The sequence below is a fragment of the Labrys methylaminiphilus subsp. lupini genome (assembly GCF_051161885.1).
In the GTDB taxonomy this organism is placed as follows: Bacteria; Pseudomonadota; Alphaproteobacteria; order Rhizobiales; family Labraceae; genus Labrys.
The window spans coordinates 255,986-275,294 of sequence record NZ_JBMDIH010000001.1; the positions used below are offsets into that span (position 1 = coordinate 255,986).

Here is a 19,309-nt window from a genome sequence, read left to right on the forward strand (position 1 = left end):
GCTCGCTGTCTCCCACTATTGTCATGTTATTTTGTATGACAATAGTGGGAGAGCGCCGAAGTGCAAGAGCAAGATTCTGCCCTGGCGATATGCCTCGACAGGGGAAGAACTCACCCCTTCTTGATGATCACATAGCCGAGCACCAGCGAGATCGCAGTGGCGATGTAGATCGACAGCGACTGCTCCAGAAAGCGCATCCAGAACAGATGGATGGCGATCAGCAACACCACGGCGATGAAGCCGCGGTCGAAGCCGTTGGTGTGGATCGGCAGGAAGCCCGTCTTCTCGGCGACTTTCTTGGTCTCTTCGTTCTGTTCGTCGAGATTCGTAAACTGGTTCATGGCCTCATCCCTTCACGGCGCCGAAGGTCAGGCCGGCGACGATATGGCGCTGCACGACACCGAGGATCACCAGGGCCGGGATCAGCGTCAGCATGGCGGTGGCGGCGAGTTGGCCCCAATTGGTACCGGTGACCGAGACATATTCGGCGAGCAGCGTGGTGATGGTGCGTGCCTCCACGCTGGTGAGGGTGGCTGCCAGCAGATACTCGTTCCAGGCGAAGATCCAGGTGAGGATCATGGTGACGGCGAGGCCCGGGCGGGCCAGCGGATAGATCACCTTGGTCAGAAGCTGGAAGGTGGAGGCGCCATCGATGGTGGCAGCCTCGTCGAGTTCCTGCGGAATGGCGTCGAGCACCGGGCGCAGCGTCCACACCGCGAAGGGCAGATTGAACACGCAATAGAGCAGGATGAGGCCGATGCGGGTATCGTACAGCTTCCAGTCGCCGATGGCGAAGACCTGCGTATAGAGCAGGAACAAGGGCAGCAGGAATACCGCTGGGGGCGCCATGCGGTTGGTGATGGTCCAGAAGAAGACGTTTTCCTTGCCGACCAGCTTGTAGCGCGTCAGCGCATAGGTGGCCAGGAAGCCGAGCAGGGTCACCAGCAGCGCGTTGGAGGTGGCGACGATGACCGAATTCAGCATGTATTTCTGCAGGTTCGGATCCGTCAGGGCGTTGGCGTAATTGTCCGGAAAGAACGAGGTCAACAGGAAGCTCGGCCTGCCGAACAGCTCGACACGGCTTTTGGCTGAGACGACGAACAGCCAGTAGATCGGCGCCAGCGTGATCAGGCTGAGCACGATCCAGAGCAGCAGGCTTACGAAGACATTGGGCTTGCGCATCACTCGGGCCTCCTGAGGTCGCGCCGGGCTACCAGGGCCGAATAGAGCAGCCAGCACATCACGATGGTGAGGTAGAGCACGAGCACGGACATGGCGCCGCCATAGCCGTAATCCTTCTTGGGAAACACCACGCGGTAGATGTAGAGGCCGACGAAGCGGGTGGCGTCGCCCGGGCCGCCGCTGGTCAGCATGAAGATCTCGTCGAAGGTGCGCAAAGCGTCCATCAGGCGGATGAACACGGTGGCGAGGATGGCTGGCTTCAGCATCGGCAGGGTGATGTGCCAGAAGATCTGGAAGCGGCTGGCCCCGTCGATCTGCGCCTGCTCGAAAGGATCCTTGGGCAGGGAAGAAAGGGCCGCGAGCAGGGTCAGCGTCACCAGCGGCGTCCAGTGCCAGATGTCCATGATCACCACGGCCGCGAAGGCCTGGTCCGAGAAGCGGCTGATATTGAGGTCGTAGCCGAACCAACTGCGCAGATAGCTCGGCACCGGGCCGAGACCCGGCGTGAGCAGCAGGCGCCAGATCGCGCCCACGGCAATGGGCGCGATCACCAGCGGAAGGGTATGGATGGTGCGGAAGAAGCCCTTGCCCGGAAAGTCGCGCATGAAGAGCTGGGCGAGAAAATAGCCGAGCACGATCTCGCTGACCACGGCAAAGAAGCCGAATTTCAACGTCCCCCAGATCGACTTGAGGAAGTCGGTGTCGAAGACCAGGGCGCGGAAATTGTCGAGCCCGTTGAAATGCATGGCCGGATCGGCGGCGAAGCTGTTCCACTGCGTGAAGGAGACCACCATCACGTAGATGAACGGCACAATACCGAACAGAGCGAGGATGAACAGCGTGGGTGCCAGCAGCAGCCAGCCGGTTGTCGACGATCGCATGGGGATTCCTTCACCCGCGAGGCAGTAAAGGACAGCGGCGCGGCTCCTGCTAAGCCAGGGGCCCCGCCGCTATTTCCGGTAAATCGGAACCGCCCTGGGCGGCTCCGGCAGGCCCGCTATTTGCGATAGCCCAGCTTCTTGAGTTCAGCCTCCGTCGTGGCCGCCATCTGATCGAGGGCGTCGGACGCCGAGAGATCGCCCGTGATCGCCTTGTAGAAGATAGAGGCGGTCGCTTCGCGCACCTGGGCATGGAAGGGGTAGGGCGGTGCGCCGGCGAAGAGCTTGCCGTCCTTCTTCATCAGCGAATAATAGCCGTTGGTCTTCTCGTCCTGCGCCTTCACCTTGGGATCGTCATAGGTCGAGTTATGGGTGATGCGCGAGCCGGCGACGGCCCAATCGGCTTGGACGCTCTCCTGGGCGATATATTGCAGGAAGAGCAGGGCCGCCTCCTTGTTCTTGGAGGCATAGGAGATGCCGAAGGCGCCGCCGTCATAATAGCCGATATAGCCCTTGCCGGCTTCGGCGGCCTCGATCACCCCCGGAGAGGTCGGAGGCAGGGCGACACCGACCTTGCCCACCACCTTGGACTTGCCGGCATCGGTGGCGATCCAGGCGGCATTCTCGCCATAGACGAGGCCCTGTGCGGCGCGGCCGGCGGCGAAGGTGGCCGCAACTTCGTCCCAGGTGCTGGCGGTGGATTCGGGCGGAGCGTCCGGCAGCAGGCTCAACCAGTATTCCAGCGCCTTCTTGGCCTCTGGGCTGTTCATCGAGCCGCCATTGGCGACGGTGGCGGCATAGTTCTTGGAGGCGTCGATGCCCCAATTATAGACGCCGAAGGTCGGTGCGACGCTTTCGAAGAATTCGTACCAGGAGGCGGGATGCCCGGTATTGGCCTGCACCGTCGAGCCCCACAATTCCTCGCCCTTGTCCTTGCCCCATTCGGTGAAGAAATCGGCGATGGCCTTGTAGTCCTCGTGGGTCTTGGCGGGGGCGAGATCCTTGCCGGTCTTCTTCTTGTAGGCTTCCTTCACCGCCGGATCATCGAACAGATCCTTGCGATAGAGATAGATCTTGATGAAGGCCTCCATCGGCACGCCGTAGAGGTCACCCTTGTCGTCCTTGAAGTAGTTGGCGAAGGTGGTGAACTTGGCGGGATCGTAGTCCGGTGCCTTCAGCGCCGGCTTGTCGGCGAGCGTCTTGGTGATGTCGACCAGGAAGTTGCGGGCCAGATAGCTGTAGATGATGTCCTGCTCGATATAGACGAAGTCATAGACGCCGGTCTTGGCCTCCATGTCCTTGATCGCCTTGTCGTACATCTGGTCCCAGGAGGTGGCTTCGAACTCCACCTTGATGCCGGTGGCCTTGGTGAAAGCCGGGCCCAGCACGTTCTTCACATAGTTGGAGGGCGGCGTGCTCTCCGAGATGCCGTGGATGGTGACGCCCTGGAGGTCCTTGGAGGCGTCGGACCAGAAATCGGCATAGGCGGAGGTGGTGGCGAGCAGGACGCTGACCGTCAGTGCGGCGAGGCCGGCTCCTATCTTCCTGTACATCTGGTTTCTCCCTGGAAATGGCTTGTTTCTTTTTGCCCGCGTGGCGACGGGATAGGCGCCCGAGCCACATCATGGGGGCGCCCTTCATTTTGTTGCGCATTTCCACAAACTGAGTCAATGGGCAAGGTCACGCGCAAGGTGAAGTTGTATGAAGAATCTTGCGCAAAGTCATCCCTAAAATATGACGAACCTTCTCCAGGTGATGAAGAAGGTTCGTCGACGACTGTTTGCCTGGGAGAATGAATGCCGCGACCAGCCTCAATCCGGTAGAGGAATATGTTCGGCGCGATCATCCGGGGGCAGATCGAACAGGCCCTGGCCCCACTTCTGCGCCTGCCACTGGGTCTTGGCTTCCTCGATGCGCTCCTTGGAGGAGGCGACGAAGTTCCACCAGATATAGCGCGGCCCGCCGAGGGTGGCGCCGCCCAGGATCATCAGGCGGGCCCCCTGGTCGCCGGCCGCCACGGTGATGGCATCGCCGGGGCGGAAGACCATCATCTGCCCGGCCGCGAAATCCTGGCCGGCGATGGTGACGGAGCCTTGCGTGATATAGAGGCCGCGATCCTCGTGCTCGTCCGGCAGCGGCAGTCTGGCACGGGGGGCCAGCACGACGTCGCCATAGAAGGTTTCCGAGAACAATGTCGCCGGCGCCTTCTCGCCATAGGCATTGCCGAGGATGAGTTTCACGCTGACGCCGTTGCTCTCGATCACCGGCAGGGTCTCCTTGCCGTGATGCTCGAACATCGGCGCCATGTCCTCATGCGTTTCAGGCAGGGCGATCCAGGTCTGGATGCCGAACAGGCTGTTGGGGCCCTGGCGGGCTTCCGCAGAGGTTCGTTCGGAATGGGTGACGCCGCGCCCGGCCACCATCCAGTTCAGGGCGCCGGGCTGGATGACCTGGTCGGTGCCCAGACTGTCGCGATGGTGGAAATCGCCGCGATAGAGATAGGTGACGGTGCCCAGGCCGATATGGGGGTGCGGGCGTACGTCGACACCCTGGCCGGTCAGGAATTCGGCGGGGCCGGCCTGGTCGAAGAAGATGAAGGGCCCAACCATCTGGCGCTTGGGGGCCGGCAAGGCGCGGCGCACTTCGAAGCCGCCGAGATCGCGCGAACGCGGCACGATCAAGGTTTCGATCGCGTCGATGCCGATCGCATCGGGGCAGCCGGGTGTCAGGGCGGGGTTCCAGCTCATTCGATCCTCCGGGAGGTTGTCGGCCGTATCCGGCCCATGGCTCAGCATAAACAGGGAGCTGTTCGCCCAAAACCTTTTTGCTGTTCGTCAATCGAGAACGCCGAATTCGGCATCAGTGGCTTGGACTGATGGAAACGATCATGCGAGGTTTGCCAAATCACCAGCGGGGAAGACGAGGCGCGCTCATGACGGCAATTGCCGCGAACGGTATCCATCACGTCACCTTGATGACGCGCAACGTGCAGGTGAATGTCGACTTCTATGTCGGCTTCCTCGGCTTGCGCCTGATCAAGCGCACGGGTGGTTACGAAGATGCCCAGCAGCTCCATCTCTTCTATGGCGATCGTCTCGGCTCGCCCGGCTCCATCGTCACCTTCCTCGTTTGGGAGGACGGTGCCCCGGGCCGTGTCGGCAATGGCCAGGTTTCCGAGATCGCCTTTGCCGTGCCTTCGGCCAGCATCGGCGATTGGATGACGAGGGCCCTGAGCCATGGCGTGCCCATGACGGGGCCGTCGCAGGAATTTGGTGAATCCGTCCTCAGGCTGAAGGATCCCGACGGTGTCATCGTCAAGCTCGTCGGCGCCGACCTACCGGCGGCCGCGCCCTGGGGCGACGAAGCGATCGCGCCAAGGCGCTTGCGCGCCGTGACCCTGCTGACCGACCAGCCTGAGGAAACGGTGGCCTTCATCGCGCGGTTCGGCTACCGGCCAGGGCCGCGCGAGGGCAATCTCCAGCGCATGCTGTCGGACACGGATGTCGTCGACGTCCGCGATGCCTCCGGCTATGTGCCGGGTATTCCCGGCACAGGCACGGCCGACCATGTCGCCTTTCGCGCGGCGGATGTAGCCGAGGTGCGCAAGCATGAGGCTGCGTTGTCGCGTCTCAATTCGTCGCCGACCAATTTCCACGATCGCAACTACTTCACCTCGCTCTATGTGCGCGAGCCGGGCGGCACATTGATCGAAGTGGCGACGGATGGCCCAGGTTTTGCCATCGACGAGGCAGCCGATCATCTTGGCGAACGCCTGTTCGTGCCGCCCGGCGACGCCGAGCGCGCGGACGACCTGAAGGCGATGCTGCCGCAATTCTCCCTGCCCGGAGAGCCGCGCCTGCCGCATCGGGATCTGCCTTTCGTGCATCGGTTCCATACGCCGGACCACCCCGACGGCAGCACCCTGGTTCTGTTGCACGGAACCGGCGGGAACGAGGCCGATTTGATGCCGCTCGCTCGGCAGATCGCACCCCATGCGACCTTGCTCGGCGTGCGCGGGCGGAGCCATGAGGAAGGGGTGCTGCGTTGGTTCCGGCGCATTGGGATGACGAAGTTCGATCAGGCCGATATCGCCTTCGAGGCGAAGGCCTTCGCGGCTTTCGTCGACGGGGCCGTGGCAGGCTATGGACTCGACCCCACCCGTCTGACCTTTCTGGGCTATTCAAACGGCGCGAACTTCATCGCCGCCGTGATGGGATTGCATCCCGGCATCGTCAGGCGCGCCATTCTCCTACGGGCGATGCCGGTGCTCGAAACCTTGCCAGATGCCGATCTTGCCGGGACATCGGCCCTGATCTTGACCGGGGCACGCGATCCTTTCGGACAGGAGGCGTCCCGGCTCGAGGCCTGGCTGCGGGATCGGGGCGCTGACGTCGCCGCCCGCAGCGTCGATGCCGGCCACGAATTGTCATCCGCCGATCTGTCGGCGGCGCGTCATTGGTATGAAGAAAACAGTGAAGGAGGCCGAAATGGCTGACATCGATATTCGTCGCGAAGAGCTTGCCGAGCCGCGCGGGCGCTATGTCGCGCGCATCGACGGCGTGGAAGGGGAGGCCGAGATCGTCTTCACCAGGCACGGGGTCGGCCTGATCAGCGCCGATCATACGGGCGCTCCCGAAACGATGCGCGGCACCGGCGCTGCTGCGGCTCTGGTGGCCTACATGGTGGAGGACGCTCGCAGGGACGGCTTTCGCATTCTGCCGCTCTGTCCCTATGTGCGAGCGCAATACCGCAAGCACCCCGACTGGGCCGACGTGATGACGCTGGCGCCGGGTGAGGATCCGCCGGCGACGGCGTAGCTCCACGGCTTCTCTTCTTGGCGAAAGATCTAACGGAACTGCTCAAGCTGGGGCGATCGGATCTGGCCTGATTGCCTCCCGAGCACAGTTGCGGCACCGTGCGGGGATCGAACCTCGAGGTCGTCATGCAGTCTCCCGAGACAATCGCTACGCACGCCTATTTCCGACAGGTCACGGCGGACGGGTGGGATCTCATCTTCCATCCGCCTGACAATCGCTCCGACGTCGCCTACAGGGCGGGGTATATGTGCCATCCGACGCGTGAGCATTACGAGGCGCTCTTACCGCGCCTGCCGGCCTTCGAAGCCTTCTGCCGCAATCTGGAAGAGAATGACCGGCGCGTTCGCGATCATTTTCGTTCCTGGCCACCCTCCGTGGGGGCATTCGAACTCATCTGCGCCATGATGGGCGGCGGCGATGAATTGCTTCCATCCTCGCTCACGCCTTACCCCTATGATCAGCGGCCCTTCGCCTTGCAATATCGCGCGCTTGACCAAGCTGCCTGGGAGTTTGCCGGCGTCACCTGGTGGCCGCCGGTTTTTGCCGCTCTCTTCGATGTGGCCGGAAATTTCTCGGGGATCGAGTACCAGGTCGAACAGGCGATGCGCGACCTGCCGGATTCAATCGCACCATCACGGTGGGAGGCGGGATATCGCCATCCCTATTTCGGGCGACGCAAGCTGTCGGATTTTTCGCGCCTGACAACGTCGACCGTTGCGGGGCGCAAGATTCCGCTCAATCTCTTCATGACCAAGAAAACCATGGCTGCCTTCGAGCCGGAGCATCTAGATCCGTTCGTACCCCTGGTCGAGAAATTGGACAGGCTGGATGCCGGCGTGCGGTTGGGCTTTCCCGAGGCAATGCGCTTGGAATGGCTGGAGGAGCGTTTCACATATGGTACCCCGACCCTGCGCCGGGATCTCGATCAGATCTTTCCCGATGCAACGGATCCTGGTGCCGTCTCTCCACAGGCCTTTGCCGCGGCGCTCGTTCTCAAGCGCGGATGTTTTTCGCTTTCGCCCGAGAAAAGCGGCGGCGCGGCGCTGACCCTCGACTATGCGATCCTGCCGGCCCGTAACGACAACGAATTGTTTGCAGCCAAGTTTTCTCTCGGTGGCGAGTTGCTTGACGTGGTGGTCGAGAGTTGAGGCAGAGTGCGCTGCGATCTCAGGCCCAGACGTCGTTTTGGGCGGTGCGCTCGCCACCTTTATGGCCGGTGTTGAGGGTGCCGCGTGGTTCGATCAGCAGGAGATGGACCTCGCTTTCCGCATAGGGCTTGTGCTCCAGCCCCTTGGGCACCACGGCCATCTCGCCAGGGCCGATGACAACGGCGCCATGGCGAAAATCGATGCGCAGGCGGCCGCTGAGGACGATGAATGTCTCGTCCGTCTCGGGATGGTCGTGCCAGATGAAATCACCCTCGATGCGCACCAGCTTGAACTGGTAGTCGTTCATTTCGGCGATGACGCGAGGCTGCCAGAGATCGTTGATCCTTGAGATTTTCTCGGCGAAGTTGATCGCTTTGGGTGTCGTTTCCATGCTGCTTTGCTCCATTCTCGAATGGCGCAATCTATGGGGCCTTCAGCGGCAGCGATCTTGAACGATTGTGCGTTTCCGTTGTGGCGTGGCTTCGAGGCCTGCCCTCAGCAAAAAACCAGCGCCGGGGCATGCCCCCGGCGCTGGCTGTAGATTTGCTGATTGTCGCCGTCCTGGTGCTTCTACAGAGGCTGCAGGCCGGCTTCGATGGCGGCGCGGCGGCCTTCGAGGAAGGGCGGCAGCGACAGGCGTTCGCCGAGGGTCTCCAGCGGCTCGTCGACGGCGAAACCGGGGCCATCGGTGGCGATCTCGAAGAGATTGCCGCCGGGCTCGCGGAAATAGAGCGAGCGGAAGTAGTAGCGTTCCACTTCGCCCGAGCTCGGAATGCCGAACTGGCCGAGCCGTTCGGTCCAGGCATGGATCCCCGCCACGTCGGGGGTGCGGAAGGCGACGTGATGCACGGCGCCGGCACCCTGCCGGGCAGTGCCGAGCCCTGGCTGCACCGCGACATGCAACTCGGCGGCCGCACCGCCTTCGCCCATGCGGTAGACATGCACCCGGCCCTCGCCGTCGGGCGAAGCGTAGTCGCGCTCCTCCTTCATGTTGAGCACGCGGGTGAGTATGGCATCGGTGGGCTCCTTCTTCGGCACCGAGATGGTGATCGGACCAAGGCCCCGGATCTGGTGTTCCGACGGCACGGGGCTGCGGCTCCAGGGGTGCAGCGTACCGTTGCCGCCATCGTCCACCAGGCGGAAACGCTGGCCCTCCGGATCCTCGAATTCGAGGCTGGCGCGGCCGTCGATCAGGCCGACGTCACCGGCGGTAGCGCCCAAATCCTTGAGACGGGCGGCCCAGTAGTTCAGGCTATCCTCGCCGGACACACGCAGGCCCGTGCGGCTGATCGAATGGGTACCGCGGCGCTCTGGCGCTACCGGCCAGTCGAAGAAGGTGAGGTCGCTGCCGGGCGTGGCCTCGCCGTCGGCGTAGAACAGGTGATAGGCGCTGGTGTCGTCCTGGTTGACGGTCTTCTTGACCAGCCTCAGGCCGAGCGTATCGGTGTAGAAGCGCTTGTTGCCTGGGGCGTTCGCGGTGATTGCGGTGAGATGATGAATGCCGGTGAGCTGCATGGCAGCCTCCTATGTGTTGCGTTGACCGTAATATCGCCGCGAACGGTTGTGCCGTGTAGCGTGATCATTGCACACGCTGCGTTCGAAAATTTCGAACGGCTGAGCTTGGAAAGGCAGGGCTGACGGGGTAGGCAGAGGTGGGACCGGCCCACCGATTTGGACGCTCGCCATGAAATGGACCATCGACGAGATCAAGACCTTCCTGGATGTGATGGAGGCCGGCACGGTCTCCGGCGCGGCGGCACGGGCGAACCTGTCGAAATCGGTGGTCAGCAAGCGCATCACCGATCTGGAGCTGGCCTTGGGCGCGCCGCTGTTCCAGCGCCATGCCGGGCGCATCCTGCCCAATGAGACGGCGGCCGAACTGGCCGTGAGGCTGCGGCCGGCTCTGGCCGAGATGACCAATGCGGTCGAGAGCGTGGCCTGGGGCATGTCGGGCCTGCGCGGTTCGCTCGCCATTTCGGCGCCGATGAGTTTCGGCATCCGCCATCTCAGCCCGTTGCTGGCAGCCTTCGCCCTGCGCCACCCCGATCTGGAACTGGTGGTCGATTACGAGGATCGCTTCGTCGATCTGGTGCGCGGCGGCTTCGACCTCGCCGTGCGCATCGGCCAGATGTCGGATTCCGGCCTGATCGCCCGCAAATTGTGCGACGATCCGCGGGTGGTGTGTGCCAGCCCCGACTATCTGGAACGGCGAGGGACACCGAAGGATCTTGCCGGCCTGCCCGATCATCCCGCGATCGGCTATCGCAACCTGCAGGCCACCCAGGTCTGGCAGTTGGCCGATGGCTCTGGCGGTGTCGTCAGCGTCCCGATGCGCGGGCGCATCGCCGCCAATAATGGCGAGGTGATGCGGGACATGGCGATTGCCGGCCTGGGACTGGCCCTGCTGCCGATGTTCATCGCCCATGAGGCGCTGGCCGATGGCCGGCTGGTTGCCCTGCTGCCCGACCATCCGCCGCTGCCCCTGCCGATCGCCGCGGTCTGGCCGCCGGTCAAGCCGATGCCGCGCAAGCTGCGGGCCATTGTCGATCACCTGGTCGAGGGTTTCGGCGAGGTCCCGGACTGGCTGCGCGGACCCGTGTGATGCCCGATCCCTGCCTGCGGATGTGTCGATGCCGATAGAACGATATGAGGAGCCGCGCGAGGCCTTGCTGGCGCTGTTCGCTCTGGCCGATGATTCACCCGTTCAGGTCGCCACCTATATCGGACTGGGCGATGTGCTGGTAGCCCGCCAGGGGGAGGCCATCATCGGCCATGCCCAGATCCTCGCCACCGACGAGTCCGGCGTGCTCGAGCTCAAGAGCCTGGCGGTGCTGGCCGAGCATCGGGGCGTGGGTATCGGGCGAGAACTGGTCGAGGCGGCCATCGCCTTCTGCCGGGAGCGCTGCGCGCACTCGCTGGTCGTCTCGACGGCAACGGCCGATATTGCCAATCTGCGCTTCTATCAGCGCCGGGGCTTTCGCATGACCCGAATCGTGCCGGATGCCTTCCGGCCGGAGACGGGCTATCCCGAGGGGATACTGATTGATGGTATATTCTTACGCGATCAGGTGTTTTTCGAGTTGAAACTCGACTGATGAGACACCGAGGGCCTTATTTCCTTTGTGAAAAAGCGACGTGATCTGGAATAATGCAGCGTTGCTTTCGCGAGGAAGCCGTCATGGATCAGCAACTGGTCGATCGGATCTACGAATGTGCCTTCGTGCCGGAGCAATGGCCGGGCACGCTGGACGCGCTTTCGGACATGACGTCGGGCGCTGGCGGCAGCCTCTATGTCTTCGGCAAGGACGCCACCATGCTCACGGCGTCGTCCGGCGCCCGGGAGCGGGCCAAGGCGGCGCTGGCCGGCGGTTTCGCGCAGCGCGGCCATGGGCTGAACCGGGTGCTGGCGTCCTCGCGAGCGGGCTTCATCACCGAGCGGGACATCATGACGGAGATCGAGCTCGAGCAGGAGCCGCTCTATCGGGATTTCTGGCGCCCCTCCGGCATCGGCTCGATGATCGTGACCACGGTGGAATTGCCGACCCGGGAAATGCTGCTGCTCTTGTTCACGCGCTGGCTCGCCCAGGGGCCGGCCGAGCGCGCCCTCGTCGATCGTTTCGACACGCTGCGCCCCCACCTTGCCCGCAGTGCGCTGATGACCGCCCGCCTGCAGCTCGAGCGCGCCCGCGTCGCCAGCCAGACCCTGGCCGCGCTCGGTCTACCGGCGCTGGTGCTCGACCGGCTGGGCAAGGTGCTGGCCGCCAACGACCTGATCGAGGATCTCGGCGATTTCGTGCATTGGCGCGCCTTCGATGGCGTCTCCTTCGTCGACAAGGCGGCTGACAAGCTCCTGCGCGATGCCATCATCACCATCGATCAGCCGCATGGCGCGAGCGTACGCTCCTTCCCGGTACGGGGTGAACCTGAGGCCATGGTTGCCCATATCGTGCCGATCCGCCTGAGCGCGCGCGATATTTTCGTGAGCAGCGCGGCGACCCTGATCCTGACGCCGGTGACGGCGCCGCAGGCACCGCCGGTGGAACTGGTGCAGTCCCTTTTCGATCTCACGCCGGCGGAGGCCCGTGTCGCCCGCAGCCTCGCCACGGGCGACAGCGTGGAGGACATTGCCCAGCATAGCGGGGTGACGTCGAATACGGTGCGCACCCAGGTGCGCGGTGTGCTGGAGAAGACCGGTTGCAGGCGCCAGGCCGAGGTGGTCGCCCTGCTCGCCGGGCTGGCGCCGCTGCCGCGCATGGCGTGAAGCCGGCTGGATCTTCCCTTCAATCGCTCGAAGGGCGTCGTGGTCGTGGCAAAACCGGCTTTCTCTCATCTGTTTTGGTGATGTTTCATTCGCAATAATAGCGAAACTGGACCTGCGGCTGAGACAGTCGGAGGCTTCCTGCAAATCCTCCTGCGCTTTCTCGGCGGCACCAGATCAGATGGAGCGGGGCAAACCCCGCCCGGACCCACTGCCGAGAGAGTAGAGACATGGATCAGGAGCTGACATACAGGCTCGGCGAATCCGTTCTGGATCTCAGCCGAGGTACATTGCGCAAGGCCGGTGCTCGCGTGCCGGTGCGTTCCAGAACCTTCAAATTGCTGAGCTACCTTGCCCGCAATGCCGGGAGGGTCGTCCGCAAGGACGAATTGTTCGCGGCGGTCTGGCCGCGCGCGGTGGTCACGGAAGCAGCCCTGCTGCGCTGCATTCGCGATGCGCGGCAGAGTGTCGGAGACGAGCGGCATCGCATCATCCATACCGTACCGGGCCGGGGCTACATGTACATGCCGACCGGCGGCCTCACCGATTCGCCGGAGGCACTGGAGCAGGCGCCCGACGACGTTGACTTAGATGGTGGTGCGGCGGAGGCCAAAGTCGCGGTGATGCCATTCAGCCTGCGTGGGGTGGATGGCGCGATGAAGCCTGCCTTCGACACCATCGTGCAGGAAATCAGGGGGGCGATCGCCAATTCGCGCGTGATCCTGGTGCAGCCGCCGGCGCGGCGCAAGACATCGTCCAGATCGGTCGCCGGTATCGACTATCTGGTCGAAGGGCAGGTCGTGGCCGGCGTGCCCCACCTCAATGTCATCGTGACCCTGTCCGATGCCCGATCGGGCCATCGCCTGCTGACGCAATCCTTCTTCATCAAGGCCGAGAGCGTCATGGCCTTCCACCAGAACGTCGCCAGGCAGGTCGTCAGCGCGCTCATCTTCAATATCGAGACGGCCTCCTGGTGCGGTACGGCGCAGGGCACGACGTCCCTGCATATGTGGTGATGGCCTTGAGCAAAGCGCGGTCATGACTGAACGCTGGTTTGCTCCGCCTCCTTGTTTCCAAGCCAATCCGACGGATCGGCTTGGGCGCCTTTGCGATTCCAGGTGAAGCCGTCAAATCGCAAAACGCTATGGAAACAGGCCTTCATCGCTCGACAATACGTACATCGAAGCGCTTTTCGCCTGCCGGCGGCTTGCTATTGTGGGTTGTAGTCACACATGAAGATGTGGGGATCTCGCAACGGGCGGGAGGCGGCTTTTGTCCAACAATGGCGATCCGGACAAATCCGGACTATTTTCCTTCGTCTGGCGCCATAGCAGGCGGCATCAGCTTTTGTTGCTTGCCGCGACCGTGGCCTCCTTTCCGGTCCTATATCTATCGCTGGAGCTGCCCAAATACATCCTGAACGGGGCGCTTCAGGGGCACGCCACGCCGCTCAACCGCCTGGGTCTTCATCTCGATCAGACCACGCTCCTCGTGGTGCTGTGCGTTGCCTTCCTGATCTGCACCTTGGCCAATGGCGTCATCAAGATGCAGCTCAGCATCTACAGAGGCGTCATCGGCGAACGCATGATCCGGCGGCTGCGCTACAAGCTGATCGCCCAGGTGCTGCGCTTTCCCCTGCAGCGCTTCGATACTGTCTCGCAGGGAGAGGTCGTTTCGATGGTCACCGCCGAGGCGGAGCCGTTGAGCGGAGTGATGGGCGATGCCTTCGCCCAGCCGGTGTTCCAGTTCGGCCAGATCCTGACCATCGTCGCCTTCCTTTTTCTCCAGAATGTCTGGCTCGGCGTTGCCGGTATCGGCCTCATCCCGGTCCAGGCCTACCTGATCCCACGTATGCAGCGCTATGTGAACAGGCTTCATCATCAGCGCGTCGGCAGGGTGCGCGCCCTGTCGGAGCGCATTGGGGAAAGCGTCGCCGGCGTCGCCGATCTGCGCCAGAATGGCGGTTTGCGCTACCGGCTTGCCGAATTCAGCAAGCAGCTGGGTGAGCTCTATACGATCCGGTTGCTCATTTTCGAGCGTAAATTCCTGATCAAGTTCGTCAACAATTCGATCACCCAGCTCACCCCCTTCCTGTTCTTCCTGATCGGCGGCTATCTGGTCATCCATGGCCAACTCAGCGTCGGCGCCCTGATCGCGGCGCTCTCCGCGTCCCGCGACATTGCCGATCCCTGGCGCGAATTGCTGACCTACTGGAACCAGGCCCAGGAGGCATCCTCACGCTATGACAGCCTGCTGGAGCAGTTCGAAGTGCCGGAGGCGCTGGCTCCCGTGGTGGCAGATGCCGACGTCCCCCGCCTGAACGGGGCGATCCATTTGCGCGACGTCACCATGCCGGGCCTTGGCGGCGTGCCTCTGCTCGACCAGGTCGATCTTGTCATACCCGGCGGGTCGCTCGTTGCCATTCAGAGCGCGGACATGCTGGTGCGACGGGCCCTGTGCGATCTGCTCTCTGGTGCTTCGATGCCCAGCGCTGGGCAGGTGACCATATCCGGCCTCGATCTCGCCGGCGCCAGCCCGACTATGCTGGCCGCGCGTATCGGCGTCGCCAACAGCACGCCCTATCTGTTTCGTGGCACCATCGCTCAGAATACCCGGCTGCCGCTTTATCTAGAGCCGGAGTCTTCCGGCGAACCGTCGGGGGAAGCGGCCAAGGCCCTGGTCGAAGCGACGGAGACCGCCAACAGTACCGATCGCCTCGATGTTTCCTGGAGGGATGGCGGGCTCGTCGGTTTCAAGAACGACAGCGAGGTCGACGCCTGGTGGCTCGATGTCATCGAGGTGATCGGCCGTTCGGAAATGCTGCTCGATCGCGCCCTCGACGGCTATCTTGTCGCGGGCCAGCATGACGATCTCGCTGGCCGCGTCCGCGCTCTGCGGGAAGAGGTGACGCTGCGCCTCCAGGCCGAAGGGCTGGCCGAGCAGATCGACCGTTTCGACCCCGGTGCCATCAATCCCGGCCTGACCATCGGTGAGAATCTGCTCTACGCCGTACACCATCACAGCGAGACTGAATCAAGCCATCCGGGTGAAGCTCTCCTGGCTGACATCGCGGGACTCGACATCGCCGAACAGCTCCTGGCCTTCTCGATCGATCTCGCTTCGACGTTGGTCAGGGCCTTCGGCGAAGTCGGGCCGCGGCATCCGCTGCTGCGCCGCTTCACCACCATCGGCCCCGAGCTGTTCGAACGCTTGAGGTCGGTCGCGTCCAAGGAGCAGGCCCATGATGTCGCCGGCATGAGCGTCGCCGAGCGTGGTACGCTGCTGTCGTTGCTCTTCAACATCGCGCCGAGTGATCTGGGTACCGATTTTCCTGCCGAGCTTGCTGCGGCCATCCTGGCGGCGCGCGCCCGCCACGGCGCGCGCCTGAGGGAGCTGGCGGGCGGGACCTTCTCGCCGATTGAGGCCGGAACCTATAATTATGACCTGACCGTGCTGGAAAACCTGGTGTTCGGCCTGTCCGTGGCGCCGTCGGAGGCGACCCGCCGGCAGATTCATCATGTGCTGATGGAGGTGGTGGAGGCACAAGGGCTGGCCGGCGCCTTGCGCCTGCTGGTGGGAGACGTGCGCACCGCGATCGCCGGCACCAATCTCTCGCCGGCGGTGCGCGAGCGCATCGGCCTTGGCCGGGCCCTGATCCGCCGGCCCGATCTCGTCTTGCTCGATCATGCCATGGCGAGTGCCTCCGAGGCGGACCGCCGCGCCATCTGGCTCAGGCTGCGGGGCTTGCTGCCCGAGAGCACCATCATCGTGCTGGAGCCACAGATCGCTCAGAGCGAGGATTTCGATCTGGTGGTTACCATCCGCGATGGCCGCCCGATCAATGGGGCGAGCCGCCCACCGGTCCCAGCCTATCACGCTTCGATGTCGGGCGATCTGCAGGCCAAGGTCGAGGTGCTCTCTGCTGTGGAGAGCTTCCGCGGCCTGAAGCGTAGCCAGATCGAGCTGCTCGCCTATGCCTCACGCTGGATGTCGACCAAAGCCGGCGACTATGTCTTTCGAACCGGGGAGGTGCCCGATGGTGCCTATGTCGTCGCCTCCGGCAGTGCCGAGCTGCGCTGGATCAATGTGGTGGGTGAGGAGGAGTTGATCGACACCATCCTGCCGGGACGCCTGATTGGCGACCTCGCCGTCATCCTCGGCCAGACGCGCATGGTGTCGATGATCGCGATAGCCGATCTGACGGGCCTGCGCATCGGCACGCGCGAATTCCTGGATATCGTCGAGAGCGACATCACCGTCGCCCTGCATCTGTTGCGCACCGTCGGGCTCCATCTGGTCGAGGTCGGTGAGGAGGTGATCACCAAGGGCCAGTATCGACCCAAACAGCCCGGCGAGGTTGCCGCCGATCAGCCGTGAGGCTTTCTTGGAGCGCGGGCCTTACTCGCCGTAGGGCACCCAGATGTTCTTCACCTGGGTGGCATGGCGCAGATAGTCGGCGCCCTGGGCCTGCGCGTCCTTGAGCCAGTCGAGGGGCCGGCCCTGATTGGTCCAGGTCGCCTTGAGGTTGCCGGCCGATGCCTTCTCGGCGGCCGCGGCGCCGCTCTTGGAGCCGTGATACCAGAGGGCGTCGACGTCGTCGTGCTCGGCCAGGGTCTTGGCGAGTTCGTCGCGCGCGCCGGTGACGATGTTAACAACGCCAGCTGGTACGTCCGAGGTCTCCAGGATCTGGTAGAAGTCGGTCGCTGCCAGCGGGAAGGCCGGCGACGGCACCGCGACGACGCGGTTGCCCATGGCGATCGCCGGCAGCACCAGCGAGACGAATCCGAGCAGCGGCGCTTCATCCGGGCAGAGAATGCCGACCACGCCGAAGGGCTCGTTCATCGCCAGCGTCACGTTGCGCGAACGGGTGGAATGCACGCGGCCGTCATATTTGTCGGCCTGGGCGGCGTAGTAGAAGATGCGCCGGATCGCCTTCTCGACTTCCGCCTTGGCCGCCTTGGAGCTGTGGCCGTAGCTTACCAGGCGCTGCTCGAACTCGGCGGCACGGGCCGACAGGTTCTCGGCGATGTAGTAGAGCACCTGCGCGCGGTTATGCGCCGTGGCAGCGCCCCAGCCGCTTGCCTTGGTCGCCGCCTCTACCGCATTGCGGATGTCCTTGCGATTGCCGAGGCCGGCCTGGCCGAGCGTAGCGCCGGCCGCGCTCTTGACCGTATAGCTGTAGCCGGAATCAGGGCGGGCCTGCTTGCCGCCCACGAACAGCTTGGCGGTGCGGTCGATGCTGGGCAGGGCGGTACCTGCAGGCGCCTCGGCTGGCGTGACGCCAAGGGCGCCAGCCTTGTTGTCCTCGGCCGCGGGCAGGGATTTCTCCCAGTCGGGCTTGAGATATTCATAGAGGCCTTCACGGCCGCCCTCGCGGCCGAAGCCGCTCTCGCGATAGCCGCCGAAGCCGGCAGCGGCGTCGAACAGATTGGTCGAGTTGACCCAGACCACGCCGGCCTTCATGCGGGCGGCGGTGTCGAGGGCGCGATTGATGTTCTCCGACCAGATCGAGGCGGCGAGGCCATAGCGCGTGTGGTTGGCAAGCTGGATGGCTTCGTCGGGCGTGCGGAAGGTCATCGCCACGGCAACCGGCCCGAAAATCTCGACCTCCGAGACCGTGGAGGATGGTTCCACATCGACGAATATCGAGGGCGGGAAGAAGCTGCCCTTGGCCGGCAGGGGGCAATCGGCCTGCCAGAGCGTGCCGCCCTCCTGCTCGCCCTTCTTGACGAGGTCCTGGATGCGCTGGAGCTGCACCGGCGCGACGATGGCTCCCATGTCGACCGACTTGTCGAGGGGATCGCCGACGCGCAGCGTCTCCATGCGGCGGCGCAGCTTGCCGAGAAAGCGTTCGGCGATGCCTTCCTGGATCAGCAGGCGTGAACCGGCGCAGCAGACCTGGCCCTGGTTGAACCAGATGGCATCGACCACGCCTTCCACGGCGCCGTCGAGATCGGCATCCTCATAGACGATGAAGGGCGACTTGCCGCCGAGTTCGAGCGAAAGCTTCTTGCCCGAGCCCGCCGTGGCCTGGCGGATGAGCCGTCCGACCTCGGTGGAGCCGGTGAAGGCGATCTTGTCGACATCGGGATGAGCGACGAGGGCCGCACCCGTGGCGCCATCGCCGGTGACGATGTTGACCACGCCATCCGGCAGCCCGGCTTCGCGGCAGATCTCGGCGAAGGCGAGCGCCGTCAGCGGGGTGAACTCGGCGGGCTTGAGCACCACCGTGTTGCCGGCCGCGAGCGCCGGCGCGATCTTCCAGGCCAACATCAGCAGCGGGAAGTTCCAGGGAATGATCTGCCCGCAAACCCCGACGGGGCCGTAGCCGGCGAATTCGGTCTCGACCAGTTCGGCCCAACCGGCATGGTGATAGAAATGTCGGGCGACCAGGGGAATGTCGATGTCGCGGCTCTCGCGGATCGGCTTGCCATTGTCCAGCGTCTCCAGCACCGAGAGGAAACGCTCGCGCTTCTGGATGTGGCGGGCGATGGCGTAGAGATAGCGGGCGCGTTCATGGCCAGGCAGCGCCGACCAGGCGGGGAAAGCCTTGCGCGCGGCCTTGACGGCGGCATCGACATCCTCGGATGTGCCGGCGGCGACCTTGGCGAGCAGGGTATCGCGAGCGGGGTTCACAACCTCGAAGGTTTCCTTGCCCTTGGAGGCGACAAAGGCTCCGCCGATGAAGTGCTTGAAGCCCTTTTCATGGCTCGCGAGCCAGGCCGTGACGTGATTGTCGGCTTCTGGGGCAGGACCATAGTCCATGGTTTGCAGAATTTCCTTGACGGTGGGCATCGGGGGCCTCCTGGGCATAGGTTTCGGCGTGCCTTTTCCCTAGCGGAGGGAGGTGCGCCTGGCCTTCTCCACGAAGTGGGGAAGATGTCATTGCCAAGCAATGACGGATGGGGTGTGGGCCGCTAGCGCTTTCAGTCCGAAGAGGGTGCCACTAGCGGGCTGCACCCCATCCGACCCGACTTCGTCGGGCTACCTTCCCCACTTCGTGGAGAAGGTTCTCGCGTTGCGTTT

Annotated in this window: 16 protein-coding genes; 8 read left to right on the top strand and 8 right to left on the bottom strand. The window is 63.8% G+C overall.

Annotation, left to right across the window (positions count from 1 at the left end):
• Positions 1-110: 110 nt before the first annotated feature.
• From ACN6KF_RS01120 to ACN6KF_RS01140, 5 genes are all read right to left on the bottom strand, one after another.
• Positions 111-341, bottom strand: a complete 231-nt coding sequence (locus ACN6KF_RS01120; RefSeq protein WP_434955059.1) for a DUF2160 family membrane protein — start codon at positions 339-341, stop codon at positions 111-113.
• Positions 342-345: 4 nt separating this feature from the next.
• Complete coding sequence (locus ACN6KF_RS01125; RefSeq protein WP_434955060.1) at positions 346-1,182, bottom strand: carbohydrate ABC transporter permease; 837 nt, start codon at positions 1,180-1,182, stop codon at positions 346-348.
• The gene (locus ACN6KF_RS01130) at positions 1,182-2,063 is read right to left on the bottom strand and encodes a carbohydrate ABC transporter permease (protein WP_434955061.1); all 882 of its coding nucleotides are present in this window, start codon (positions 2,061-2,063) and stop codon (positions 1,182-1,184) included. The genes ACN6KF_RS01125 and ACN6KF_RS01130 overlap by 1 nt, the downstream gene beginning before the upstream one ends.
• 116 nt (positions 2,064-2,179) lie before the next feature.
• Entirely contained in the window at positions 2,180-3,613 is a 1,434-nt protein-coding gene (locus ACN6KF_RS01135; protein ID WP_434955062.1) for an ABC transporter substrate-binding protein, read from the bottom strand.
• A 258-nt stretch (positions 3,614-3,871) separates the two neighbouring features.
• A complete protein-coding gene (locus ACN6KF_RS01140; protein WP_434955063.1) occupies positions 3,872-4,807 on the bottom strand; it encodes a pirin family protein in 936 nt (311 codons plus the stop codon).
• A 185-nt stretch (positions 4,808-4,992) separates the two neighbouring features.
• Between ACN6KF_RS01140 and ACN6KF_RS01145 the strand changes: the two genes are divergently transcribed.
• From ACN6KF_RS01145 to ACN6KF_RS01155, 3 genes are all read left to right on the top strand, one after another.
• Positions 4,993-6,555 carry a VOC family protein gene (locus ACN6KF_RS01145; RefSeq protein WP_434955064.1) on the top strand — a complete coding sequence of 521 codons (1,563 nt, stop codon included), beginning with the start codon at positions 4,993-4,995 and terminating at the stop codon, positions 6,553-6,555.
• Complete coding sequence (locus tag ACN6KF_RS01150; protein ID WP_434955065.1) at positions 6,548-6,877, top strand: GNAT family N-acetyltransferase; 330 nt, start codon at positions 6,548-6,550, stop codon at positions 6,875-6,877. The genes ACN6KF_RS01145 and ACN6KF_RS01150 overlap by 8 nt, the downstream gene beginning before the upstream one ends.
• Positions 6,878-7,002: 125 nt before the next feature.
• The gene (locus ACN6KF_RS01155; protein ID WP_434955066.1) at positions 7,003-8,025 is read left to right on the top strand and encodes a hypothetical protein; all 1,023 of its coding nucleotides are present in this window, start codon (positions 7,003-7,005) and stop codon (positions 8,023-8,025) included.
• 19 nt (positions 8,026-8,044) lie between these two features.
• Here the strand turns inward: ACN6KF_RS01155 and ACN6KF_RS01160 are convergent, their stop codons facing one another.
• Together ACN6KF_RS01160 and ACN6KF_RS01165 are read right to left on the bottom strand one after the other, a co-directional pair.
• A complete protein-coding gene (locus tag ACN6KF_RS01160; RefSeq protein ID WP_434955067.1) occupies positions 8,045-8,416 on the bottom strand; it encodes a cupin domain-containing protein in 372 nt (123 codons plus the stop codon).
• A 179-nt stretch (positions 8,417-8,595) separates the two neighbouring features.
• On the bottom strand, positions 8,596-9,540 hold the full coding sequence (locus ACN6KF_RS01165; RefSeq protein WP_434955068.1) for a ring-cleaving dioxygenase: 945 nt from the start codon (positions 9,538-9,540) through the stop codon (positions 8,596-8,598).
• 169 nt (positions 9,541-9,709) lie between these two features.
• On the opposite strand from ACN6KF_RS01165, the gene ACN6KF_RS01170 reads away from it, so the two are divergent.
• The 5 genes from ACN6KF_RS01170 (at position 9,710) to ACN6KF_RS01190 (ending at position 16,660) form a co-directional block, all read left to right on the top strand.
• On the top strand, positions 9,710-10,627 hold the full coding sequence (locus ACN6KF_RS01170) for a LysR family transcriptional regulator (protein WP_434955069.1): 918 nt from the start codon (positions 9,710-9,712) through the stop codon (positions 10,625-10,627).
• 28 nt (positions 10,628-10,655) lie between these two features.
• The gene (locus ACN6KF_RS01175) at positions 10,656-11,120 is read left to right on the top strand and encodes a GNAT family N-acetyltransferase (protein WP_434955070.1); all 465 of its coding nucleotides are present in this window, start codon (positions 10,656-10,658) and stop codon (positions 11,118-11,120) included.
• Positions 11,121-11,203: 83 nt separating this feature from the next.
• Positions 11,204-12,286, top strand: a complete 1,083-nt coding sequence (locus tag ACN6KF_RS01180) for a helix-turn-helix transcriptional regulator (protein ID WP_434955071.1) — start codon at positions 11,204-11,206, stop codon at positions 12,284-12,286.
• A gap of 227 nt (positions 12,287-12,513) precedes the next feature.
• Positions 12,514-13,299 carry a winged helix-turn-helix domain-containing protein gene (locus tag ACN6KF_RS01185; RefSeq protein WP_434955072.1) on the top strand — a complete coding sequence of 262 codons (786 nt, stop codon included), beginning with the start codon at positions 12,514-12,516 and terminating at the stop codon, positions 13,297-13,299.
• A 256-nt stretch (positions 13,300-13,555) separates the two neighbouring features.
• The gene (locus tag ACN6KF_RS01190) at positions 13,556-16,660 is read left to right on the top strand and encodes an ABC transporter transmembrane domain-containing protein (RefSeq protein WP_434955073.1); all 3,105 of its coding nucleotides are present in this window, start codon (positions 13,556-13,558) and stop codon (positions 16,658-16,660) included.
• Between the two features lie 21 nt (positions 16,661-16,681).
• Here the strand turns inward: ACN6KF_RS01190 and ACN6KF_RS01195 are convergent, their stop codons facing one another.
• Positions 16,682-19,078: an aldehyde dehydrogenase family protein gene (locus tag ACN6KF_RS01195; RefSeq protein ID WP_434955074.1), complete on the bottom strand. Its 2,397-nt coding sequence runs from the start codon at positions 19,076-19,078 to the stop codon at positions 16,682-16,684.
• Between the last annotated feature and the right edge of the window lie 231 nt (positions 19,079-19,309).

Excerpts from the sequence above, each read along its gene's own strand:
- ACN6KF_RS01120 (WP_434955059.1), bottom strand. The coding sequence starts at position 341 with ATGAACCAGTTTACGAATCTCGACGAACAGAACGAAGAGACCAAGAAA.
- ACN6KF_RS01125 (WP_434955060.1), bottom strand. The coding sequence starts at position 1,182 with ATGCGCAAGCCCAATGTCTTCGTAAGCCTGCTGCTCTGGATCGTGCTC.
- ACN6KF_RS01130 (WP_434955061.1), bottom strand. The coding sequence starts at position 2,063 with ATGCGATCGTCGACAACCGGCTGGCTGCTGCTGGCACCCACGCTGTTC.
- ACN6KF_RS01135 (WP_434955062.1), bottom strand. The coding sequence starts at position 3,613 with ATGTACAGGAAGATAGGAGCCGGCCTCGCCGCACTGACGGTCAGCGTC.
- ACN6KF_RS01140 (WP_434955063.1), bottom strand. The coding sequence starts at position 4,807 with ATGAGCTGGAACCCCGCCCTGACACCCGGCTGCCCCGATGCGATCGGC.
- ACN6KF_RS01145 (WP_434955064.1), top strand. The coding sequence starts at position 4,993 with ATGACGGCAATTGCCGCGAACGGTATCCATCACGTCACCTTGATGACG.
- ACN6KF_RS01150 (WP_434955065.1), top strand. The coding sequence starts at position 6,548 with ATGGCTGACATCGATATTCGTCGCGAAGAGCTTGCCGAGCCGCGCGGG.
- ACN6KF_RS01155 (WP_434955066.1), top strand. The coding sequence starts at position 7,003 with ATGCAGTCTCCCGAGACAATCGCTACGCACGCCTATTTCCGACAGGTC.
- ACN6KF_RS01160 (WP_434955067.1), bottom strand. The coding sequence starts at position 8,416 with ATGGAAACGACACCCAAAGCGATCAACTTCGCCGAGAAAATCTCAAGG.
- ACN6KF_RS01165 (WP_434955068.1), bottom strand. The coding sequence starts at position 9,540 with ATGCAGCTCACCGGCATTCATCATCTCACCGCAATCACCGCGAACGCC.
- ACN6KF_RS01170 (WP_434955069.1), top strand. The coding sequence starts at position 9,710 with ATGAAATGGACCATCGACGAGATCAAGACCTTCCTGGATGTGATGGAG.
- ACN6KF_RS01175 (WP_434955070.1), top strand. The coding sequence starts at position 10,656 with ATGCCGATAGAACGATATGAGGAGCCGCGCGAGGCCTTGCTGGCGCTG.
- ACN6KF_RS01180 (WP_434955071.1), top strand. The coding sequence starts at position 11,204 with ATGGATCAGCAACTGGTCGATCGGATCTACGAATGTGCCTTCGTGCCG.
- ACN6KF_RS01185 (WP_434955072.1), top strand. The coding sequence starts at position 12,514 with ATGGATCAGGAGCTGACATACAGGCTCGGCGAATCCGTTCTGGATCTC.
- ACN6KF_RS01195 (WP_434955074.1), bottom strand. The coding sequence starts at position 19,078 with ATGCCCACCGTCAAGGAAATTCTGCAAACCATGGACTATGGTCCTGCC.